Origin of the sequence: Enterococcus ureasiticus, assembly GCF_001730285.1 — a bacterium.
Lineage (GTDB): Bacteria > Bacillota > Bacilli > Lactobacillales > Enterococcaceae > Enterococcus_L > Enterococcus_L ureasiticus.
On record NZ_MIJZ01000001.1, the window covers coordinates 1,045,700 to 1,064,817 of the forward strand.

Here is a 19,118-nt window from a genome sequence, read left to right on the forward strand (position 1 = left end):
CATTATTTATTACGTTGCTCCTCCAACTCTCTTTTAATCTCCGGATAAATCCGATCCAACTGATAAAACAACATCGTCACAACTGAACAAACAATCAAAAACATTGGAATATACAAATACATCGCCTTGATCGCCACGATCGCTTGACTACTTTGAACAGTTAAGCCGGGTCGATAATTCCCCCAAGCTAAAAATGCACCAGCAATTCCACCAGCTATAGCCTGAGCGACTTTCCCTAAAAAGCCATTGATCGCTGATAACGAACCAGAAACATTCAACCCAGTTTTCCACTCACCATAATCAACTGGATCAGCCTGCATTGAAAAGTAAATACTCTCTTTCATTCCATAGCCAATCGCTGAAATGAATGCTCCCACTAAAATCACAGCATGATCTACACCTGCGATCAGCATAATCAACAAGCCAAACATTTGAACCAGAGAAGCTGAGATATACAGATTTCGTTTGCCTAAACGCTTTGCAATAATTGGAACTAAAAAATTAGCAAACATCGGCACGATTGACATGATTGTTGCAACCGTGATCGATAAACCTTGACTTTTTACAACCACCGCAAAATAATACACCAACGCACTTGTTTGAATAAAAAATCCTGTCCACATAAACAAAATATTCAACGCAAAAATCAACCACGGTTTATTTTTTCTTAATGATGAAAGAACATTTTTTAGAGAAACTTTTTCCGTTGAAACCACTGGAAGTTCTCGCACATTAAAGAAAGTGAAAAAGAACAAACCACAACCAATAATTCCAAAAATCGCCATAACCAGTCTAAAGCCGACAATTTGATTCCCATGACCTAAGCGATTTACAAGGGTTAGTGCTGTTGAGCTAACGATCGTTGCACCTAAAAATCCAAAAAACTTACGGGAAGTCGATAACGCCGTCCGCTCATTTGCATCATTGGTCAAGCTAGGTAGAATCGAAGCCATCGGCACATTCACCAACGTATACGCACACGAAAGTCCAAAGTACGTAATATAAGCATATACAAGTTTCCCTGTCGCTGAAATATTGGGAACATTAAAACACAAGAAAGCAAATAGAGCAAAAGGAATCGCACCATAAAGAAAATACGGCCTAGATTTTCCCCAGCGTGTATTAGTATGATCGATCAAATACCCGACGAGCAAATCCGTAATACCATCCGCAAATCTTGTCAGTACAAACATCAAACTAACCGATGCCGCACTTAATTCCATGATATCAGTGTAAAAAAACAATAGATACAATGAAATCATCTGCCAAATCAAATTACAAGCTAAATCAGAAACACCGTAACCGATTCGCTGACGCCATTTAGACATTGGTTTGGTCTGTTCATTTAACACATCCATTTTTTCCACTTCCTTATCAACTAGTTAAAGAGATAATCTTTAATCAAATACGCCGGCGTACAACTCCAGGCATGACAATAACTATTGATGATTGGACTACCATAAGGCGAAAAATCAGGGTCTTCTAATTTGAACGCTTCCCAAAAGGTATCCGCACCCATCTCGATCATTTTGCCCCAATAGTTTTTCATCAGTTTTTCACCATCGGTTGTAAGTCCAGCGACAAATAACGCTTCCACAATATGATGATACATATAAGGTGTAGCAATACCTGTGATTGGAAATTGCGTACGGATTGCTTCTGTCATGATTTCCTTGTTTGTTTGCTCATTCATTACTTGCGCTAAAACCATCCAAACTTGACTTGCTACATTGATTTCGTCAGTTCCTTCTACGATAAATTGTTGTTTTTTCTGATCGAATAGCTTTTCTTTAGCAAAAGTTTCCATATTTTCCAAAGCTGTTTGATAAATATTCAAGTCTTGATCGTTTGTTTGGTGCGCCAATTCAATAAATCGTTTCAGCGTATAGATAAATACAGCTTGTCCTGCGGTTGCTTTATCAAATTCATTTGACCAATCAATGAATACAGGCCACGCTTCATCTAAAACTAATCGGCCAGCTTCATCTACCTGTTTTAAAGCGAAATCGATTTGTTTTTTAGCCACTGTATAAAGATCTTCCATCACTTCTTTATCATTTGTATGTTTGACATAATCGAATAAAATCACTGCAAAGAATAAACTATAATCAAACAAAAACGTATCATCTGGAATCAAGCTAGGTGCCGTAAAGACATTTGCCGGAATCTTCCCTTCTTCTGTGGTCATTCCACCAAACAAATACAGACATCGTTTCACTAATGCTACATCATCAAAGGTTGCATAATTGGCCAAAGCTTGGAGACGTAAATCTCCAATCCAAAGGCGACGATCTCGTTTGGGTCCATCTTCAAAAACTGTTTGCATACAATCTTGTAAGGTTTTAACGGAAACATCATGGATTGCTTGTAACTGTTCATCCGCCAGTTCAATTTTCTCAACGTCATCCAATGTAACTGAACTTTCCGCAATAAATGTTGGGTTGCAAAAACTAGCTTGCCATTTTGGTGAGGTATCGATCACTTCAAGCTCAATATAGCGGCAACTGTATCGACGAGGCATTTCCAAGGTCACTGGCAATACATCAATATGCACAAACTCCTCTTGAATCCATGATTTAGACAACCAACCATCATATTCTTTCGATTCAGCCATGATTTCTGCTGGTACTTCAGCAAATTTTAAATGTAAATATAACGGTGCATCCATTGGTGAACCAATAGAATCAATATCTATCGTAAATTTTCCAACATAATGATCGCCTAGATCTAACACCAATTTTTCATCACGTTTCAATCCATATTCTGAAAGCTTACTGATTTCTCTCTCACTAGTAACCGCTTTAAATCCATTGATAAAATGATTATCCGCGACGATCTCGACGAGCCTAGTCGGTTGGATTTCTGTGTGAATCAGTTTAGGCATGTTCATTTCTGCTTTCTTAAGCAACCGTTCATTTCGATTCCAGACAACATCATCATTGATTTGAAACGTAAAAGCCATTTTTATTTCCTCCATTATCTTCTTAAAAGAGTACTCCTAACCTAGACAGTCGGGAGAGCTCTGTGAGTTATTTTTGAGTATCTTGTGCTACTTTATATTTCTTTTGTAACCGCATCATAACTATTCCTGCAATTGTTGCCAACAACACAATTCCAGCAAAACCATACATCGACGTTTGAATTCTGTCTGGTGCCACTAAAAATGGAGTCACAAAAGCGAAGAGTCCACAACACATTCTAGAAAAGCCATTGATAAACCCTTGTAATGAAGCACGCGTTTCAGCTGGAAATGATTCTTGTGTCCAAACTTTATAAATTGCTTCACCTGCCAAAGGATTCCCAAAGTTATAAAAAGCGATCGTAATTGCCAATGCGATAAAACCAGCACCGCCACCAATCATAGCCATGCCCAGCATTGCTGCAAATTGAACAAATGCGCCAATAAAGAAAGCTTTATTACGGTATTTTCCACCTGCGATCGATGCAAAAATAATTGTTGTCACAAGAGAAACCACATTTAAAATAATTCCTAAGCCAGTCGCTTGCATTTGGCTAGCTCCAGCATTTGTTAACGCATAGGTTTGGAATTGTCCCCAGGTATTTGCTAATAAATTCCAGCACACGTAGAAAATCAAAATAGCGAAAAAGAAGCCTAAATATTTATTTTTATTTTTTCCAAATAATACCGTTTTAAATGAAACTTCTTGTGAATCAGAAGTAGCAGATTTTTGTAAAGCTTGACGAGCTGCGCCTTCGTCATGAAACCGTTTGAATTTACTTGAAAAACTGCGCCATAACCATGTAATAATTGCGAAACCAAAAAGAATGCCAAATACAATTCTAGCTCCAAGTACACCTTGAATCCCCGACAAAAGAAAAGAACAAATATAAGAAATAAAAACGCCTATTTGCCAGAAAATTTGTGTCGATGAGACTAAACTTGCAGAAGTTGTTTCATCCGGTGCATCATGAGACACGACAGTCAAACTGATTGGCAAGTCGGCACCAGAAGAAAAGCCCATCACAATCACACCCGCTAATAACATCGCAAAACTGTTCGACAAAATACAAATTGCAGCTCCGATTGCATAAAAAAGGTTTAACCAGTTAAATGATCGAATCAACCCAAATCCCTTGGTGATCTGTCCTGCAAATAATGATCCGAATGCGATAGCAAACGTTAAACCACCTGAAATAATTCCGACTTGTCCTGTTGTTAAATTCAATCCCTGTTGCCAAACTGGAATGGTTGCTGATAATCCAACAATACATCCTGACCCTAACATCGAACCGATTCCAGCTGCTGTTGCTAATGGCGAGTATTCTTTCACCAACGCTGAATTTGATCCATTTTGTTTACTCATGATCGTCACGCTCCTCTACTCTTTTAACAAGTAGTCAATTGATTCAACTGATTACTTATTCTGTTAATAAATACAATTGTAAGCGTATTATCATGTTTCTACTATAGCGAAATCACACACATTTCTTTGCCAAATCACAGATATAAAAATAACCTCTAACAACTGTTAGAAGTTACTGTTCAACTAATTTAATTTTGTCCTTTATTTAATACGCTTTTTACTGTTTTCGGCGTTTGATCGGTATACTTACTGAATAATTTATACAAAGAAGGTACCGAGTCAAAGCCTATATCATGAGCGATTTCTTCTAAAGTCTTATCCGTTTCTCTCAGTAGATCTAATGCCGTTTGGTAACGCATATTATTGATTAACTTTTGGAAGGAGTAGCCTGTCTCCTTTTTTAGTTTATTACTCATATAATTAGAGTTGTAGCCAAAAAACTTCGCTAGATCCGATAATGTTAATGCAGTAAAATGACTTTCAATATAACGAAGAATCGTTAAAATTTCTTCATCTTGCTCTTGAGAATTTTCTAGACTATCTGCTTCGATCACCCGCGTCAGCTCGATCATAAGTAAAGACAATAGCAAATTGATTGAACGCATATAATAGTTTTCTTTTTGATAATATTCGAGAATCATTTTATGAACGATTTCTTGTACCTCTTTTTTCTGACCAGATCGAAAATAAATAAAGGCATTATGATCGCTATAATCATTAGAAGCGCTTAGTAAAAATTCATTGACTAGACCATTCGATTTCACCATATTGACGATTATTCCTGTTGTTATTGAATCTCCTTTTAATAAAATGTTGATCAAAATATCATCTTTCCCCAACGGATCAATTCGTTGTACGATATCTTTATCCATCAAAAGAATTTCGCCTTCTTGCAAATCAATACGTTGCTCATTGACATACTGGACACAATGACCTGAAAGCATATAATTAAATTCAACAAATTCATGGGTATGAGCAGGCATTTCAGAGTAACGATGATGCTTATTGATAAAGATATTGCCATCAGTAAAAAAATTAGCTTCCGGCATTTTAGGAATAGCTATTTCTTCAAAAGGTAGATGCTGATCGTTGACATTATGTCCTTCCAAGCGCTGTTCTTGCTCGATCTTGTTTTCCTGCCATAGTTTGATTTTTAATTCTTCAAAATTCATCACTTATCCTCTCTCTATTTTCCTGATCATTTTTTTTATCATCATTATTTCATAAGGCTCATTTGTCGGAAAAAATCCTCCCACTGTTTTAAACCCTAATTTAAGATATAAATGTTGTGAATACTCTTCACTGGAAGTTGACAGCATCAGTTCTTTAAACCCTTGAATGATCATTTCACGTTCAAGAAAATGCATTAATTCTGTCCCATATTGTTTACGTCTGAAAGGTTCCAAGATAAATAACATATCCACAAAAGGAATAGACTCCCAAAAGAAACTAAACCTAAGCCAGCCAATCAATTCGTTTTCTTCAATAATCAGAATTCTATTTTCCTCAATAGCTAAGTGTAGTCTTTCTTGAGATATGTGAGTATCATGCATCGCTAAAAAATCTAGATCCATTAATGTTGCAAAACGTATCATACTTGGTATCCCTCTTTCATACAGGTTTATAGATTTATTATACAATAAAAAGTATTTTCCATTTCTTAATTATTCATACTTACAAAAAAATGAGGCTGAAACATAACTCTACGAGTCACATCCCAGCCTCAAGGAATCCGGATAAACGATGGGAGCAGAAGCAACTCCTGTCCCAACCTCATCAAACTTTGCTTATTTTATTTTCCAGTAACAGAATCCCAAAGCCCACTAAAGAATCCTTTAATATTCTCCCAAAGTCCTTTAGATTTCTCCTGAATTTGCTCTTTCGTTTTAGACAAATCTAATTGATTCACAAAGTCTTCAAAAATGTTTTTATCCTTCATATCACTCATCAACGTCGTTAATTCTTTGACCTGATCTGTTGACATGACATCTTTGATCCCTTGACTTTGCAACGCACTTTCAACGGTTTGCTGAATGTCAGCTTGGGTTAAATTTTTACCATCGGCAGTTTTTGTTGCAAGTTCTTTTTTCGCTTGCTCTTGTGCTGCATTTAAAGCTTTATCAGAATATCCAGCTTTGTCTTTATTTTCTTCCGTGATTTTAGAGAGTACGTCCATTTCATCTTGTGCTACACCTACACGATCTCTATTGATGATTCCACCAGATTCTTCGACAATTTTATAAACACCTGCTAATGCACCAGAACCATCGATTGGTACAGCTGATGCAACAGTCAGCTTAGCATCTGAGATTCCGGCTGTTAGTGCTGCATTTTGATATTGGGCTTCTGTAATTTTCGTGATATTTTTAGGTGTCGCAATATCTACAGATATTCCAGAACCTTTTTTCTGCGTTTCCATGCGAACAGAACTGTATACCGCCCATTCTGGTGTGAAGCCACCATCAGGAATAAAACTCATCAGATCTTGTCCTGTCGTTGTGTATTGTGGTGTTTCGCCTTTAATACCTAGTTCTTTCAATGTATAGTCTTTTTGCTCTTGAGTCAGTGCATTACCTAAAGCTACTGCATTAATCTGTAATGCTTGTTCAGAGCTTTGAGTGGTTTCTGTATTGCTAGAACTTACTGAAGTACTTTCTACTGTACTACCTTGTGTCGTCGCAAATGCTGTTTTTCCATTGTATAAACCTGTAGAAATTAAAAGTACTGTCATTGCTACAGCGAGTCTTTTTTGTGTATGTTTCATAGTAACCTCCTAAAGATTTACTTGATGATTACTATACAACAATACTTTTAGTTATTCCTTAAGTATGCTCAGTTTTAAGAAAATTTTATTATCTTTACCTATTTAAAAATATGTCCGTTTTTGAGAATAAATCCATCATAAACACATTTGAACTATAGTTCGACATTAGATGCTGTTGTCCTAATTCCTTATAAACTAAATTTGGAATACTCATGATAACTCATTCTAGATAGCATTTGATTCAAAAACTTCTCTATCAAATTCATCCGATTTAATCCCAACAATAATTGATGAATAAACATTTCCCATCACATTCAGGGGTGCCCTTGTCAAAGAATAAAAATAATCTAAACCTGCAAAAATAGCTACCCCTTCAATCGGAATACCGATCATCTGAAAAACAATTGCCATAGAAACAATTCCACCACCTGGAACACCTGGATTTCCGAAAGATGCAACGACTGAAAATACTCCTAACAAAATAAGATTTTGTGTTGTAAATTGGATATCAAATATAGATGCACAAGCTACAGCAGAAACAATATTAGAGATTGGCGAACCATTTGTATTCAAGGCATTCCCCAAAGGCAAAACAAAATCAGATATTCGTTCTTTAACGCCCATTTTTTTAGGTACATCACCCAAAGATACTGGTAATGTTATAGCCGAAGAAGTTGTCGTCACAGCTATTAACATGATATTTAGGCTATTTTTAAGAAGTTTAATAATACTTAATCGGTACCTTATAGCAATATAAAGTGTATACAAAACAAAGAAAATAATATCTAATACACTCACGATTATAAGTACCTGAACAAGTGATTTCAATGCATCTACCCCACTCGTTCCAATTACACCGGCTAGCATCGCAGAAATCCCAATTGGTGCATAAATCATCACAATTGAAACGATTTTCATAATTACTTTCCTTAAGCCTAATATTAACTCATAAAGTGCATTCACACTTTCAAAACTTTCTTTCATTATATTTACAGAAATTCCAAATAATGCTGCAAAAACAATAATTTGAACGATCACACCATCTGCAAGCGCACCAACTGCATTATCTGGAATAAAATTTACAATGGTTTCTTGAATATTACCACCAGCAACCGCCCCTTTATATGCATCTGAATCTGGCGCAGTTAAGGTTAGATTAATCGGAATTAGTTTGACTGCTATAATCGATAAAATAGCCGCCAGAGAAGTACTGACAAAAAATACGCTCAATGTTTTAAGTCCAACTGTCTTTAGTTCCTTCAAAGGTAAGGAAGCCGTTGCTTCAACAATGGAGCAAAAAATTAACAGCGGTACGCACATCTTCACGGATCTCAAAAAGATATCACCTAAAAATTTTAAACTTTCAGCATTTTCCCCTATTACAAAACCTATGATCAATCCGATGATAGATCCTATAACAATTCTTGTAGATAAACTAGAGTTCTTTATTTTATTTAAAATCATTTTACCCCTACTCCTTTTCAGTCAACAAAATAGTCACTAATTTTTTGCGGTGGATAATTAAATTTACCAATCTTACTCTGCGATAGATTACACTCTACAAACAACTTAGCTAATTTTACTGATACTGAAACAGGATCTATAACTGGAACTCCTATTTCTTCACTTAATGAATCAGCATACATAGCAAATCTAGCACCACCTAATACAATTGCCTCTGCACCGTCTTCTTCGATCATTTTGATGATCGTGTTTTTTAACGATTCTTTTACAGTGTTGTTTACGTTCACATTTTCCGTATCCATCTCAATCCCTCGTACAGATGCAAGTTTTCCTTCTAAAGTAGTAAATGTGTAAGGTCTTCTTGATAAGGTATATTTTGTTTGAAAACAGTTAAAATTGAGTATTTATGCCCTAGCATAGTGGCAATAACTTGTGATCCTTCTGCAATCGATATGACTGGAATATCTAATGCTTCTTTTAAGGCAAAAAATCCAAAATTTCCAAATCCAGCTAATACAATTGCATCTGGTTTAACTTCCTCGGTATAATCCAGTAATCCCCGTACAAACGACCAAACAGATTGATAATCACCAAAAGTACAGTCTATATGCTTAGAACCTTTTGGATTCGTATATGAAATCAATTCTGTAGAGGAATCATTCAATCCTTTTTCTGCTGATTTCATTAAAACTTCCGTTAATTCTGTATTACTATTTGGATTAGCCACAATAATTTTCATTTGAATCTCCTTTTTCATAACATTAATTTATTTTTAGAATATAGATAAGGTCTACTATCAACTAACTGTTCATATGCTATTTTTTGATCCAGCACATCTCCTAGTATCAAATACTCTTGCCACCGATCAACTTCTTGACGCTCAATATTGATTGTCGGATGCCACATTCCCTCTTTGATAAACATATCAATCGTCTTAATACCATCATCTACAGAAATTGCAGGCCAATTCTGTCTAATGATCTTTCTACAAGCTTCCCCTCCATGTTCTAATAAAAAAGAAGTTCCTTTTTGAAGACCAACAGCGAATTTTTCAAATTCTACTAATTTATTTTCTACTATGCCAGGTAAACTGTAATAAACACTCCACGGTATATTGCTCCCTTTGCTAGTTAAATCACAGAAATTAAACCCTACCTGTCGATCAATCATAGAATGAGCAATATCTGGTTGGACAACAACAAAATCACCAAACCCTTTTTCAAAAAGATCACAAATCATAGAGGTTGAAAAATCATGGATAAACCGAATTTTACTTGGATCAGCACCGCCTTCTCGTGCGCTACCGACAGTCATTAAATAATGACCTGCTCCGTCGCCTCCTGAAACAAGTACTCTTTTTCCTTCTAAATTTCTCCAATCAAATCCCCCTGTTATTCTTTCTCTTGAAAGAATAACTAATGGACACTTTGATGCTATTTTTGCAACTGACGTGTACTTTTGACTATTCTGACAATAAATCATAGGCAACCACATTCCACCTAAAACAACATCTGCCTTTCTATTTTCTAAATCATCAAGCCCATTTGTCCAAGGATCAGGTAAATATGAAGAAATGTTAAGCTTTTGCTCATCAAAGAATCCTTGTTCTTCTGCAAGATACTGTGGCATGTAGTTCATTGATAATCCTGTTGCAGCAATCTTAAATGTACTCAATTTATGAACTCTCCTTTTATATTATATTTATATGCTTATAGTAATAGATACTACCAGTCATCTGTGCTCTTTTATTACAATTTTTGTATCGGCCTGTTTAAGCTGATATTTTGTAACTACAGAATCAAACACGATATTTTTCCAACTCAAATTCAAATAAGTAATTTCTTGAATTTTTGTACTTCTAGATATATTTTTCTAACTGACTATAAATTGATAGTAAGCGCTATCCAACTCTATTTCATTGAACTATTTCACATTTTATTTATTTTTTTGTTTAAAATAACTATTTATTACTAATTTTATGTAAAAAAAGATATACAATAAATATTTTTATTGTATATCTTGGAAATATCCGCGAACTGAGTGTACATACTACACACACTCTTTATTAATTTTCGAAAAGCATGTTAAAATCATCAATTACTATTGTTATTTCATTTATAATTATAATTGATTATCTGACGTTACGAATTCGAATTACAAAGTTTTAAAATAAAAGACGATAAACAAAATTAATATAACAAACTAAAAAATGTGCTAAAGATTGAATAATTACATTTTTAACAAGCATGAATTAGTAACTCAGTTCCAATATATTGATAACATAAAAAAGCTTTCATCAGTCAGAACGGATTCTGAAAGGTGAAAGCTTTTAGTAATTATCTATTTCGTATAATCTTTAACCAAGTCAATAACTTCTTCCATTGTATCGCAGTCATTCAACGCACGATCCGCAAGGTCAGCCATTTTCTTAGTATCTAGACGTTTCATCAAGCTACGAGTTTGAAGAATAGATGTGGCACTCATTGAGAACTCATCTAAGCCCATTCCTACCAATAATGGTACAGCCATTTGATCGCCACCCATTTCTCCACACATACCTGTCCATTTACCTTCAGCGTGTGAAGCATCAATAACGTTTTTGATTAAACGTAAGATTGATGGGTTATATGGTTGGTATAGGTAAGAAACGCGTTCGTTCATACGATCTGCTGCCATTGTGTATTGAATCAAATCATTTGTTCCAATACTGAAGAAATCAACTTCTTTGGCGAATTTATCTGCAATTACAGCTGCTGCAGGAATTTCGATCATGATACCAACTTGAATCGTATCAGAAACTTTTGTTCCCTCAGAAACTAATTTAGCTTTTTCTTCTTCAAAGATTTTCTTCGCTGCTCTGAATTCTTTTAACGTCGCAACCATTGGGAACATGATACGTAAGTTACCATGAACAGAAGCACGAAGTAACGCACGCATTTGTGTACGGAACATTTCATCACCACGTTCAGATAAGCTGATACGTAAAGCACGGTAACCTAAGAATGGGTTCATTTCATGCGGTAATTGAAGATATGGTAATTCTTTATCCCCACCGATATCCATTGTACGAACCACGACAGGTTTGCCGTTCATGCCTTCAAGTACTGCAGTGTAAGCTGTATATTGTTCATCTTCTGTTGGGAAATCTGGAGAATCCATGTAAAGGAATTCTGTACGATATAAACCAACAGCTTCAGCACCATTGTTGTGTACGCCTTCTAAATCTTTAGGTGTACCAATGTTTGCAGCTAACTCGATATGTTTACCGTCAGCAGTAACTGTTTCAGCATTTTTTAGTTTTTCCCATTCAACTTTAAGGTCAGCATATGCTTTTCCTTTTGCTTCAAAATCAGATTTTTCAGCGTCAGTTGGGTGGATGATGACATCGCCATCAATTCCATTAACCGCTAAGATGTCGCCTTCTTTCACTTTAGCAGTGATTTCTTTTGTTCCTACGATTGCAGGAATTTCAAGAGAGCGAGCCATAATAGCTGAATGTGATGTACGTCCGCCAATATCTGTTACGAATGCTTTCACATACGTACGGTCTAATTGAGCGGTATCACTTGGTGTTAAGTCATGGGCAACCACAACTACTTCTTCGTTAATCATTGAAGGATTAGGAAGAGTAACACCTAATAAATGAGCCAAAATACGTTTCGCAACGTCACGAATATCAGCAGCACGTTCTTGCATGTAAGCATTATCATCCATAGCTTCGAACATACCGATATACATATCTGTTACTTCTTTTAACGCAGATTCAGCATTTACTTTGTTGTCTTGAATGTTTTGTTTGATTTGACCGATCATTTCAGGATCAGATAAAACCATTAAATGAGCATCAAATACTTGAGCTTCTTCTTCACCAAGGCTTTGCGCTGCTTTTTCTCTGATTGCTTGCAACTCAGTCGTAGATTTTGCTAAAGCACCATCTAAACGGCTTTCTTCAGCAGATGTATCTTCTACAGATTTTTTGTCGAAAGATAAATCAGGTTGAACTAACAGGTAAGCTTTAGCAATAGCAACACCATCACTTGCGGCAATTCCCTTTAGCATTTCAGACATTATTCTGACAATCCTTCTTTTTGCATTGTGTCTACGATTGCTGCTAATGCGTCAGCTTCGTCAACACCGTCAACTGAGATAGTTACGTCTGAACCTTGGCCAACGCCTAAAGACATAACGCCCATGATTGATTTAAGGTTAACAGATTTACCTTTGTATTCTAAGTTAATATCTGAGTTAAATTTACTTGCAGTTTGTACTAATAATGTAGCTGGACGAGCGTGAATCCCTGTTTCTGCTACGATGTGAAATTCTTTCTTTTCCATATAAATCGGTCTCCTTCGTAAGTAAAATAATTTTTTATGTTAGGGTTTTCCTTTCTTGATACGTTTCAAACGAAACTAGAATCTGGATAATACCCTTTCAATTTTTAAGATTACCATTTTTTGTGAGTAGTTACAACACTTTTCACCTTTTTTTTATCATTTGAAATGATCAATTATTTTTCTTCCTTCATATAACGATATATAATTCGTCCATTTAATCCGGCTTCTCCGACAATTGACATCCTGTCTGGCAAATTTTTCCAAACTTCTCTAAAGGCTGTAAAATCTTTTGGTTCTATGACAAGTTCAGAAATAGTCCCTTCCTTTAAGGCATTGATTTGTTCTTCAAATAGATTTTCATTCATCAAATGATCACAGCTTTCACTTTTATTTATAGACTGAAGATATTGTATGACAAAAATAGATAATTGTCTAAATTATTCTCATTGTTCACATAAATAAAAGTGGATATTTTTATAAAAATATAATAATTTTTATTATAGACAAAAAATCATTCTAATCAATATGATTTTTTCACTTTATTTATTGATCGACCTAGAGTTCAATTGCTTGATTCTTGCTAAAAAGATGCTATAATATTGTCAAAGGTCAAAAATGGTCAGCGGACTATTTGATCTTACTCAAAGGACTTTGATATAAAATTAGTCTTATTTTGAAAGGACGTGTTTTATCCTATGATTTGTCAAAACTGTCAGCAAAATCCAGCAACGATCCACTTATACGCAAATGTTAATGGTCAAAGAAAGCAATTAGACTATTGCCAAAGTTGCTATCAAAAATTAAAAGCACAAGCAAACGATAATCAACCAACAATGTCTCAACAAGATCCATTTGGTTTTGGAAGTTTAGATGATTTATACCGCTCATTGTCTCGTCAAATGCAGGAACAACAAGGGAATCCGAATGGTCAAACTCCCCCTACTCAATTTGGTGATGGCAATGGTTTTAATGGTGGACAACCACCTAGAGGAGGTGCTGGTCAATCCGATGGTTTATTAGGAGAGTATGGTATCAACATTACTCAGGCAGCTAGAAACGGCGATGTCGATCCAGTTGTCGGACGTGATGAAGAAATCAAACGGGTGATTGAAATCTTGAATCGCCGAACGAAAAATAATCCTGTCTTGATCGGTGAACCTGGTGTTGGTAAAACAGCCGTTGTCGAAGGGTTAGCACAAAAAATCGTAGATGGCGATGTACCGCAAAAATTATTGGATAAAGAAGTCATCCGTTTAGACGTGGTTTCATTAGTCCAAGGTACTGGTATTCGAGGTCAATTTGAAGAACGTATGCAAAAATTGATCGATGAAATCAAACAAGCAGAAAATGTTATCTTATTCATTGATGAAGTCCATGAAATCGTTGGCGCTGGTGCTGCTGGTGACGGTAACATGGATGCTGGCAATATTTTAAAACCAGCGCTTGCTCGTGGTGAGCTGCAAATGGTTGGTGCTACAACGCTGAATGAGTACCGTATCATTGAAAAAGATGCTGCGTTAGAACGCCGGATGCAACCAGTTCGTGTCGATGAACCAACGGTAGATGAGACGATTGCGATTCTTAAAGGTCTGCAAAAACGTTATGAAGATTACCACCATGTAAAATACACTGATGAAGCAATCAAAGCTGCTGCAACCTTATCAAATCGTTACATTCAAGACCGTTTCTTACCTGATAAAGCAATTGATTTATTAGATGAATCTGGTTCTAAAATGAACTTGACGATTCAAATCGTTGATCCTAAGACGATTGAAAAGAAACTTGCAGATGCTGAACAACAAAAACAACAAGCTTCTGCTGAAGAAGATTTTGAAAAAGCAGCCTATTACCGTGATCAAATCAACAAATTGCAAACAATGAAAGAAAAACAAATCAGCGATGAAGAAACGCCTGTGATCGACGAAAAAAATATTGAAGCGATCGTAGAACAAAAAACTGGCATTCCTGTGGGTGATTTAAAAGAAAAAGAACAAACACAATTGAAAAACCTAGCTGTAGATTTGAAATCTCATGTTGTTGGACAAGATGATGCCGTTGATAAAGTATCCAAAGCAATTCGCCGTAATCGCGTAGGTTTAGGCAAACAAAATCGCCCAATCGGCTCCTTCCTATTCGTTGGGCCAACGGGTGTTGGTAAAACAGAATTGGCTAAGCAATTAGCTTATGAATTGTTTGGTTCAGAAGATTCAATGATTCGTTTTGATATGAGTGAATATATGGAAAAACACAGTGTGTCTAAATTGATCGGTTCACCTCCTGGTTATGTTGGTTACGATGAGGCAGGGCAATTAACTGAAAAAGTTCGTCGTAATCCTTACAGCTTGATTCTTTTGGACGAAATCGAAAAAGCACATCCTGATGTCTTGCATATGTTCTTACAGATCCTTGACGATGGTCGCCTAACAGATGCACAAGGCAGAACAGTCAGCTTCAAAGATACGATCATTATCATGACAAGTAATGCTGGAACTGGTAATGTAGAAGCAAATGTTGGCTTTGGTGCTGCGCGCGCGGGACTTACAAAATCTGTTTTGGGTCAATTAAATAATTTCTTCACACCTGAATTCTTGAACCGTTTCGATGGAATCATTGAATTCAAAGCGTTGAGCAAAGAAAACTTAATGAACATCGTTAGCTTGATGCTAGATGACGTCAATAGTTTACTTGCTCATCAAAAAATTCATATTGATGTAACAACCGATGTCAAAGAAAAATTAGTTGATTTAGGCTATGATCCTACAATGGGTGCTCGTCCATTACGTCGGACGATCCAGGAACAAATCGAAGATGGTATCGCGGAGTATTTCTTAGATCATCCTGAAGAACATCAATTGATCGCTAAACTAGACGACGATGGAAAAATTATTGTTACGGGAGAAATCACTGTAAATCCCAGTGATACCAGTGAAACAACTCCAGAAGAGGAATAAAAAGTGAAGTCAATCAGGCAAACTGATTGACTTTTTTGTGTTTTCCAAGACTAATTTCTTTTTATTTCAGCTAAAAAAATTTATAATTAAGATGCATATAAATTATATCAAATTTTGAAGAAGACTATTCCAGCTTTTTGAGTCTGTGAATACTCTATTTTTATTATTAAAGTACAATAATGAATTAAACCGAGGTGAAAAAAATGAAATTAGTCAATGTAACTAATAGCTACAAACAATTGGTCAATAAACAACTAGAAAATACCGATGCATACTTTGTGAAAGTCTATTCAGCGGGTAACACGACCGTCGTTTATTCAGAAGCTGCCCAACACGCTGAAATATTGGTTGTTAATAAAAAACGCGCTGTTCGTAAAACTGAGATCAATGAGATTCTAACCTATTTCTTGAAACGGATTCCAAAAGAAAAATATGACCGTGATCAAATTTCAATCATCGAATTAAAAGACGTTATTGAAATTTCGATTCCGACGACTTCTAGTCTCGTAGAAAATTAGCCACATACAGTTAAAAAGCCAGCTTATCACTTACATGATAAACTGGCTTTTTTTATCTAATTTAAGATGTGTTTTTTATAATAACAATATAGCTCATCAATGGAATTACTCATCAAAATATCGATAGCCGCTTCTACCTGTTCTTTCGTCCAATCGAACCATCGTAGTTCTAAAAGCATCATAATTTCGTTATCTGAGAATCTTTTTTTAATCACTCTCGCTGGATTTCCACCAACAATCGTATATGGTGGAACATCTTTTATGACCATCGAGCCTGCTGCGATCACAGCGCCTTCACCTATCGTGACTCCTGGCATAATCATCGCATTCATCCCAATCCAAGCATCACTTTTGATGACCGTATCGCCTTTTGGTTCATAGGATTTTTCCACATGGCTAGCGAAAGGATAAACAGTGATCCAATCCGGATGATGATTGTGATTGCCTCCCATTAAAATTGTCGCACCAGCTGCAATGCAAACATAATTACCAATAATCAATTTATCTAGATGCCAACCCATATCTTTTGCCGGATCAAAGGCCGCTCTTGTTAATGGATCTCCCCATAAATAACGAACACAGCCATCCTCAAAATTCTGATTGCCATAGTACCCAGAATAATAAGAAAAATCACCGACCTCTATCAATGGATTTGTCACTAACTCTTTTAAATATAAAGTATCTGACCATTTTTCAAATTTATTATTGTTCTTCATTTTTCTTCCTCGCTTCTAAGTTAGATTATGCTTTTGACTTAGAAGCTTACTACCACTGAAACATTTTTTAATAGTCTTAAACGACGACTCATATTTATCACTCCAATAATGTTGTTGATTATACTTTTTTGCGGCTTTAAAGTCAAATGATAAAAAAGCCGTTCTTATTCAATAGAAACGGCTTCACATCATTTATTTAAAGTTACTCTTACATCAAACTCTTCAGTTCAACATCAGGATATTTATCCGCAAACCAGCGCATAGCAAATTGATTTTCAAATAAGAACAAGGGCTGATCAAAACGATCTCTTGCCAAGATATTTCGACTCGAACTCATTCGTTCATCTAAATCGGCAGGATCGATCCAACGAGCGATTTTCGAGCCCATTGGTGTCATGATTACTTCTGCATTATACTCATTGAGCATACGATGCTGGAACACTTCAAACTGCAATTGTCCTACTGCTCCAAGGATATATTCTTCTGTTAAATACGTCTTATACAGCTGAATGGCACCTTCTTGAACGAGTTGATTAATCCCTTTATGGAATGATTTTTGTTTCATCACATTTTTGGCACTAACTTTCATAAATAGCTCTGGGGTAAATGAAGGTAATTCTTCGTACTGAACTTTTAATTTCCCTTCAAATAATGTATCTCCAATTTGATAATTACCCGTATCGTAGATCCCGATAATATCTCCAGCCACAGCTTCTTCGACGTTTTCTCTAGCATCAGCCATGAATTGTGTCACATTGCTTAACTTGATTTTCTTGCCAGTTCTACCAAGAGTAACATCCATTCCACGTTCAAAAGTACCTGAACAGATACGAACAAAGGCAATACGATCTCGATGAGCAGGATTCATATTCGCTTGGATTTTAAAGACAAACCCAGAAAACTCTTCTTCATAAGGACTAACTTCTTGTCCCTCTTCTGTCTTATGACTATATGGTGATGGAGCGAATTGTAAAAAGGTTTCTAACATCGTTTGTACACCAAAATTTGTTAATGCTGAACCAAAGAAAACTGGCGTTTGATCTCCACGGGCAATTTTCTCCGTGTCAAACTCGTCACCTGCTTCAACCAACAATTCAACTTCTTCTAATACCTGTTTGTACACACTATCTTTGTGCAATGGTAAATCACTTGGAATATCACCATCCACTAATGGAATAAACCGTTCGCCATTATTATTTTCAGGTCGATAGACTTCTACACGCTTGTTGTAGATATCATATAACCCTTCCAAACCTTTTCCCATACCGATCGGCCAGTTCATTGGATACGATTCTATATCTAGGACTTCTTCTAATTCTTCAAGTAACTCCAAAGGCTCGCGACCATCTCTATCCAATTTATTGATAAAGGTAAAAATCGGGATTCCACGTTTCTTGACAACTTGGAATAATTTCTTTGTTTGAGCTTCGATCCCTTTGGCACTATCGATCACCATAACAGCACTATCAACTGCCATCAATGTTCGGTACGTATCTTCTGAGAAGTCTTCGTGTCCAGGTGTGTCTAGAATATTTACACGTTTTCCATCATAGTCAAACTGCATCACCGAACTGGTCACAGAGATTCCTCTTTGTTTTTCGATTTCCATCCAGTCAGATTTTGCAAAGTTTCCTGTTTTCTTGCCTTTAACAGTTCCAGCTTGGCGGATTGCTCCTCCAAATAATAAAAGCTGCTCTGTAATCGTTGTTTTACCAGCATCCGGATGGGAAATAATGGCAAACGTGCGGCGGCTATCTACTTGTTCTTTTAAATGTGGATTATTCATTCGTTACTCCAATCTATCATTTTATTCTTGAAAAGGACTTCATTTACTTTTTATGGTTTATTTAAAGGATATCTACATCGGAAAATTCTCCCTACTCTTTATTCTTCAACTAGTGTAGTATATCATGGAATTACCCTAGTTTTCAAAGTCTTTAACTAAGTTTCAAAAAAAATCGAAGAGACCAAAACAAAACTCAATGAATTTTGTCTTGATCTCTATTAATTGGGGAAGAAATGAACTTCTTAATTTATTTGCTAAAA

17 protein-coding genes are annotated in these 19,118 nt (G+C 35.9%); 2 read left to right on the forward strand and 15 right to left on the reverse strand.

Annotation, left to right across the window (positions count from 1 at the left end; genetic code table 11):
* Positions 1–2 precede the first annotated feature (2 nt).
* The 13 genes from BCR21_RS04905 to BCR21_RS04960 form a co-directional block, all read right to left on the reverse strand.
* Complete coding sequence (locus tag BCR21_RS04905) at positions 3–1,358, reverse strand: MFS transporter (RefSeq protein ID WP_069645371.1); 1,356 nt, start codon at positions 1,356–1,358, stop codon at positions 3–5.
* A 20-nt stretch (positions 1,359–1,378) separates the two neighbouring features.
* Positions 1,379–2,962 carry an alpha-L-rhamnosidase-related protein gene (locus tag BCR21_RS04910; RefSeq protein WP_069645372.1) on the reverse strand — a complete coding sequence of 528 codons (1,584 nt, stop codon included), beginning with the start codon at positions 2,960–2,962 and terminating at the stop codon, positions 1,379–1,381.
* A 67-nt stretch (positions 2,963–3,029) separates the two neighbouring features.
* Entirely contained in the window at positions 3,030–4,325 is a 1,296-nt protein-coding gene (locus tag BCR21_RS04915) for an MFS transporter (protein ID WP_069645373.1), read from the reverse strand.
* Between the two features lie 188 nt (positions 4,326–4,513).
* Positions 4,514–5,497 carry an AraC family transcriptional regulator gene (locus BCR21_RS04920; protein WP_069645374.1) on the reverse strand — a complete coding sequence of 328 codons (984 nt, stop codon included), beginning with the start codon at positions 5,495–5,497 and terminating at the stop codon, positions 4,514–4,516.
* 3 nt (positions 5,498–5,500) lie between these two features.
* Positions 5,501–5,920 carry a GNAT family N-acetyltransferase gene (locus BCR21_RS04925; RefSeq protein ID WP_069645375.1) on the reverse strand — a complete coding sequence of 140 codons (420 nt, stop codon included), beginning with the start codon at positions 5,918–5,920 and terminating at the stop codon, positions 5,501–5,503.
* A gap of 197 nt (positions 5,921–6,117) precedes the next feature.
* A complete protein-coding gene (locus tag BCR21_RS04930; protein ID WP_069645376.1) occupies positions 6,118–7,089 on the reverse strand; it encodes a DUF1002 domain-containing protein in 972 nt (323 codons plus the stop codon).
* Between the two features lie 225 nt (positions 7,090–7,314).
* Positions 7,315–8,553, reverse strand: coding sequence for a dicarboxylate/amino acid:cation symporter (locus BCR21_RS04935; RefSeq protein WP_069645377.1), 1,239 nt, complete (start codon positions 8,551–8,553; stop codon positions 7,315–7,317).
* Between the two features lie 17 nt (positions 8,554–8,570).
* The gene (locus BCR21_RS17260) at positions 8,571–8,855 is read right to left on the reverse strand and encodes an aspartate/glutamate racemase family protein (protein ID WP_205684822.1); all 285 of its coding nucleotides are present in this window, start codon (positions 8,853–8,855) and stop codon (positions 8,571–8,573) included.
* Between the two features lie 32 nt (positions 8,856–8,887).
* Positions 8,888–9,292, reverse strand: a complete 405-nt coding sequence (locus tag BCR21_RS17265) for an aspartate/glutamate racemase family protein (RefSeq protein WP_205684823.1) — start codon at positions 9,290–9,292, stop codon at positions 8,888–8,890.
* 14 nt (positions 9,293–9,306) lie between these two features.
* Positions 9,307–10,227, reverse strand: a complete 921-nt coding sequence (locus tag BCR21_RS04945; protein ID WP_069645378.1) for an ABC transporter substrate-binding protein — start codon at positions 10,225–10,227, stop codon at positions 9,307–9,309.
* A 666-nt stretch (positions 10,228–10,893) separates the two neighbouring features.
* Positions 10,894–12,621: a phosphoenolpyruvate--protein phosphotransferase gene (gene ptsP, locus BCR21_RS04950; protein ID WP_069645379.1), complete on the reverse strand. Its 1,728-nt coding sequence runs from the start codon at positions 12,619–12,621 to the stop codon at positions 10,894–10,896.
* Entirely contained in the window at positions 12,621–12,887 is a 267-nt protein-coding gene (locus BCR21_RS04955; RefSeq protein WP_010760596.1) for a phosphocarrier protein HPr, read from the reverse strand. The genes ptsP and BCR21_RS04955 overlap by 1 nt, the downstream gene beginning before the upstream one ends.
* Before the next feature lie 173 nt (positions 12,888–13,060).
* Entirely contained in the window at positions 13,061–13,252 is a 192-nt protein-coding gene (locus tag BCR21_RS04960; protein WP_069645380.1) for a hypothetical protein, read from the reverse strand.
* 330 nt (positions 13,253–13,582) lie between these two features.
* Between BCR21_RS04960 and BCR21_RS04965 the strand changes: the two genes are divergently transcribed.
* Positions 13,583–15,838, forward strand: a complete 2,256-nt coding sequence (locus BCR21_RS04965; RefSeq protein WP_069645381.1) for an ATP-dependent Clp protease ATP-binding subunit — start codon at positions 13,583–13,585, stop codon at positions 15,836–15,838.
* 203 nt (positions 15,839–16,041) lie between these two features.
* Entirely contained in the window at positions 16,042–16,356 is a 315-nt protein-coding gene (locus BCR21_RS04970; protein WP_069645382.1) for a DUF1827 family protein, read from the forward strand.
* 56 nt (positions 16,357–16,412) lie between these two features.
* Here the strand turns inward: BCR21_RS04970 and BCR21_RS04975 are convergent, their stop codons facing one another.
* Together BCR21_RS04975 and BCR21_RS04980 are read right to left on the reverse strand one after the other, a co-directional pair.
* Complete coding sequence (locus BCR21_RS04975) at positions 16,413–17,072, reverse strand: CatB-related O-acetyltransferase (RefSeq protein ID WP_069645383.1); 660 nt, start codon at positions 17,070–17,072, stop codon at positions 16,413–16,415.
* 208 nt (positions 17,073–17,280) lie between these two features.
* On the reverse strand, positions 17,281–18,858 hold the full coding sequence (locus tag BCR21_RS04980; RefSeq protein WP_069645384.1) for a peptide chain release factor 3: 1,578 nt from the start codon (positions 18,856–18,858) through the stop codon (positions 17,281–17,283).
* Positions 18,859–19,118: the final 260 nt, after the last annotated feature.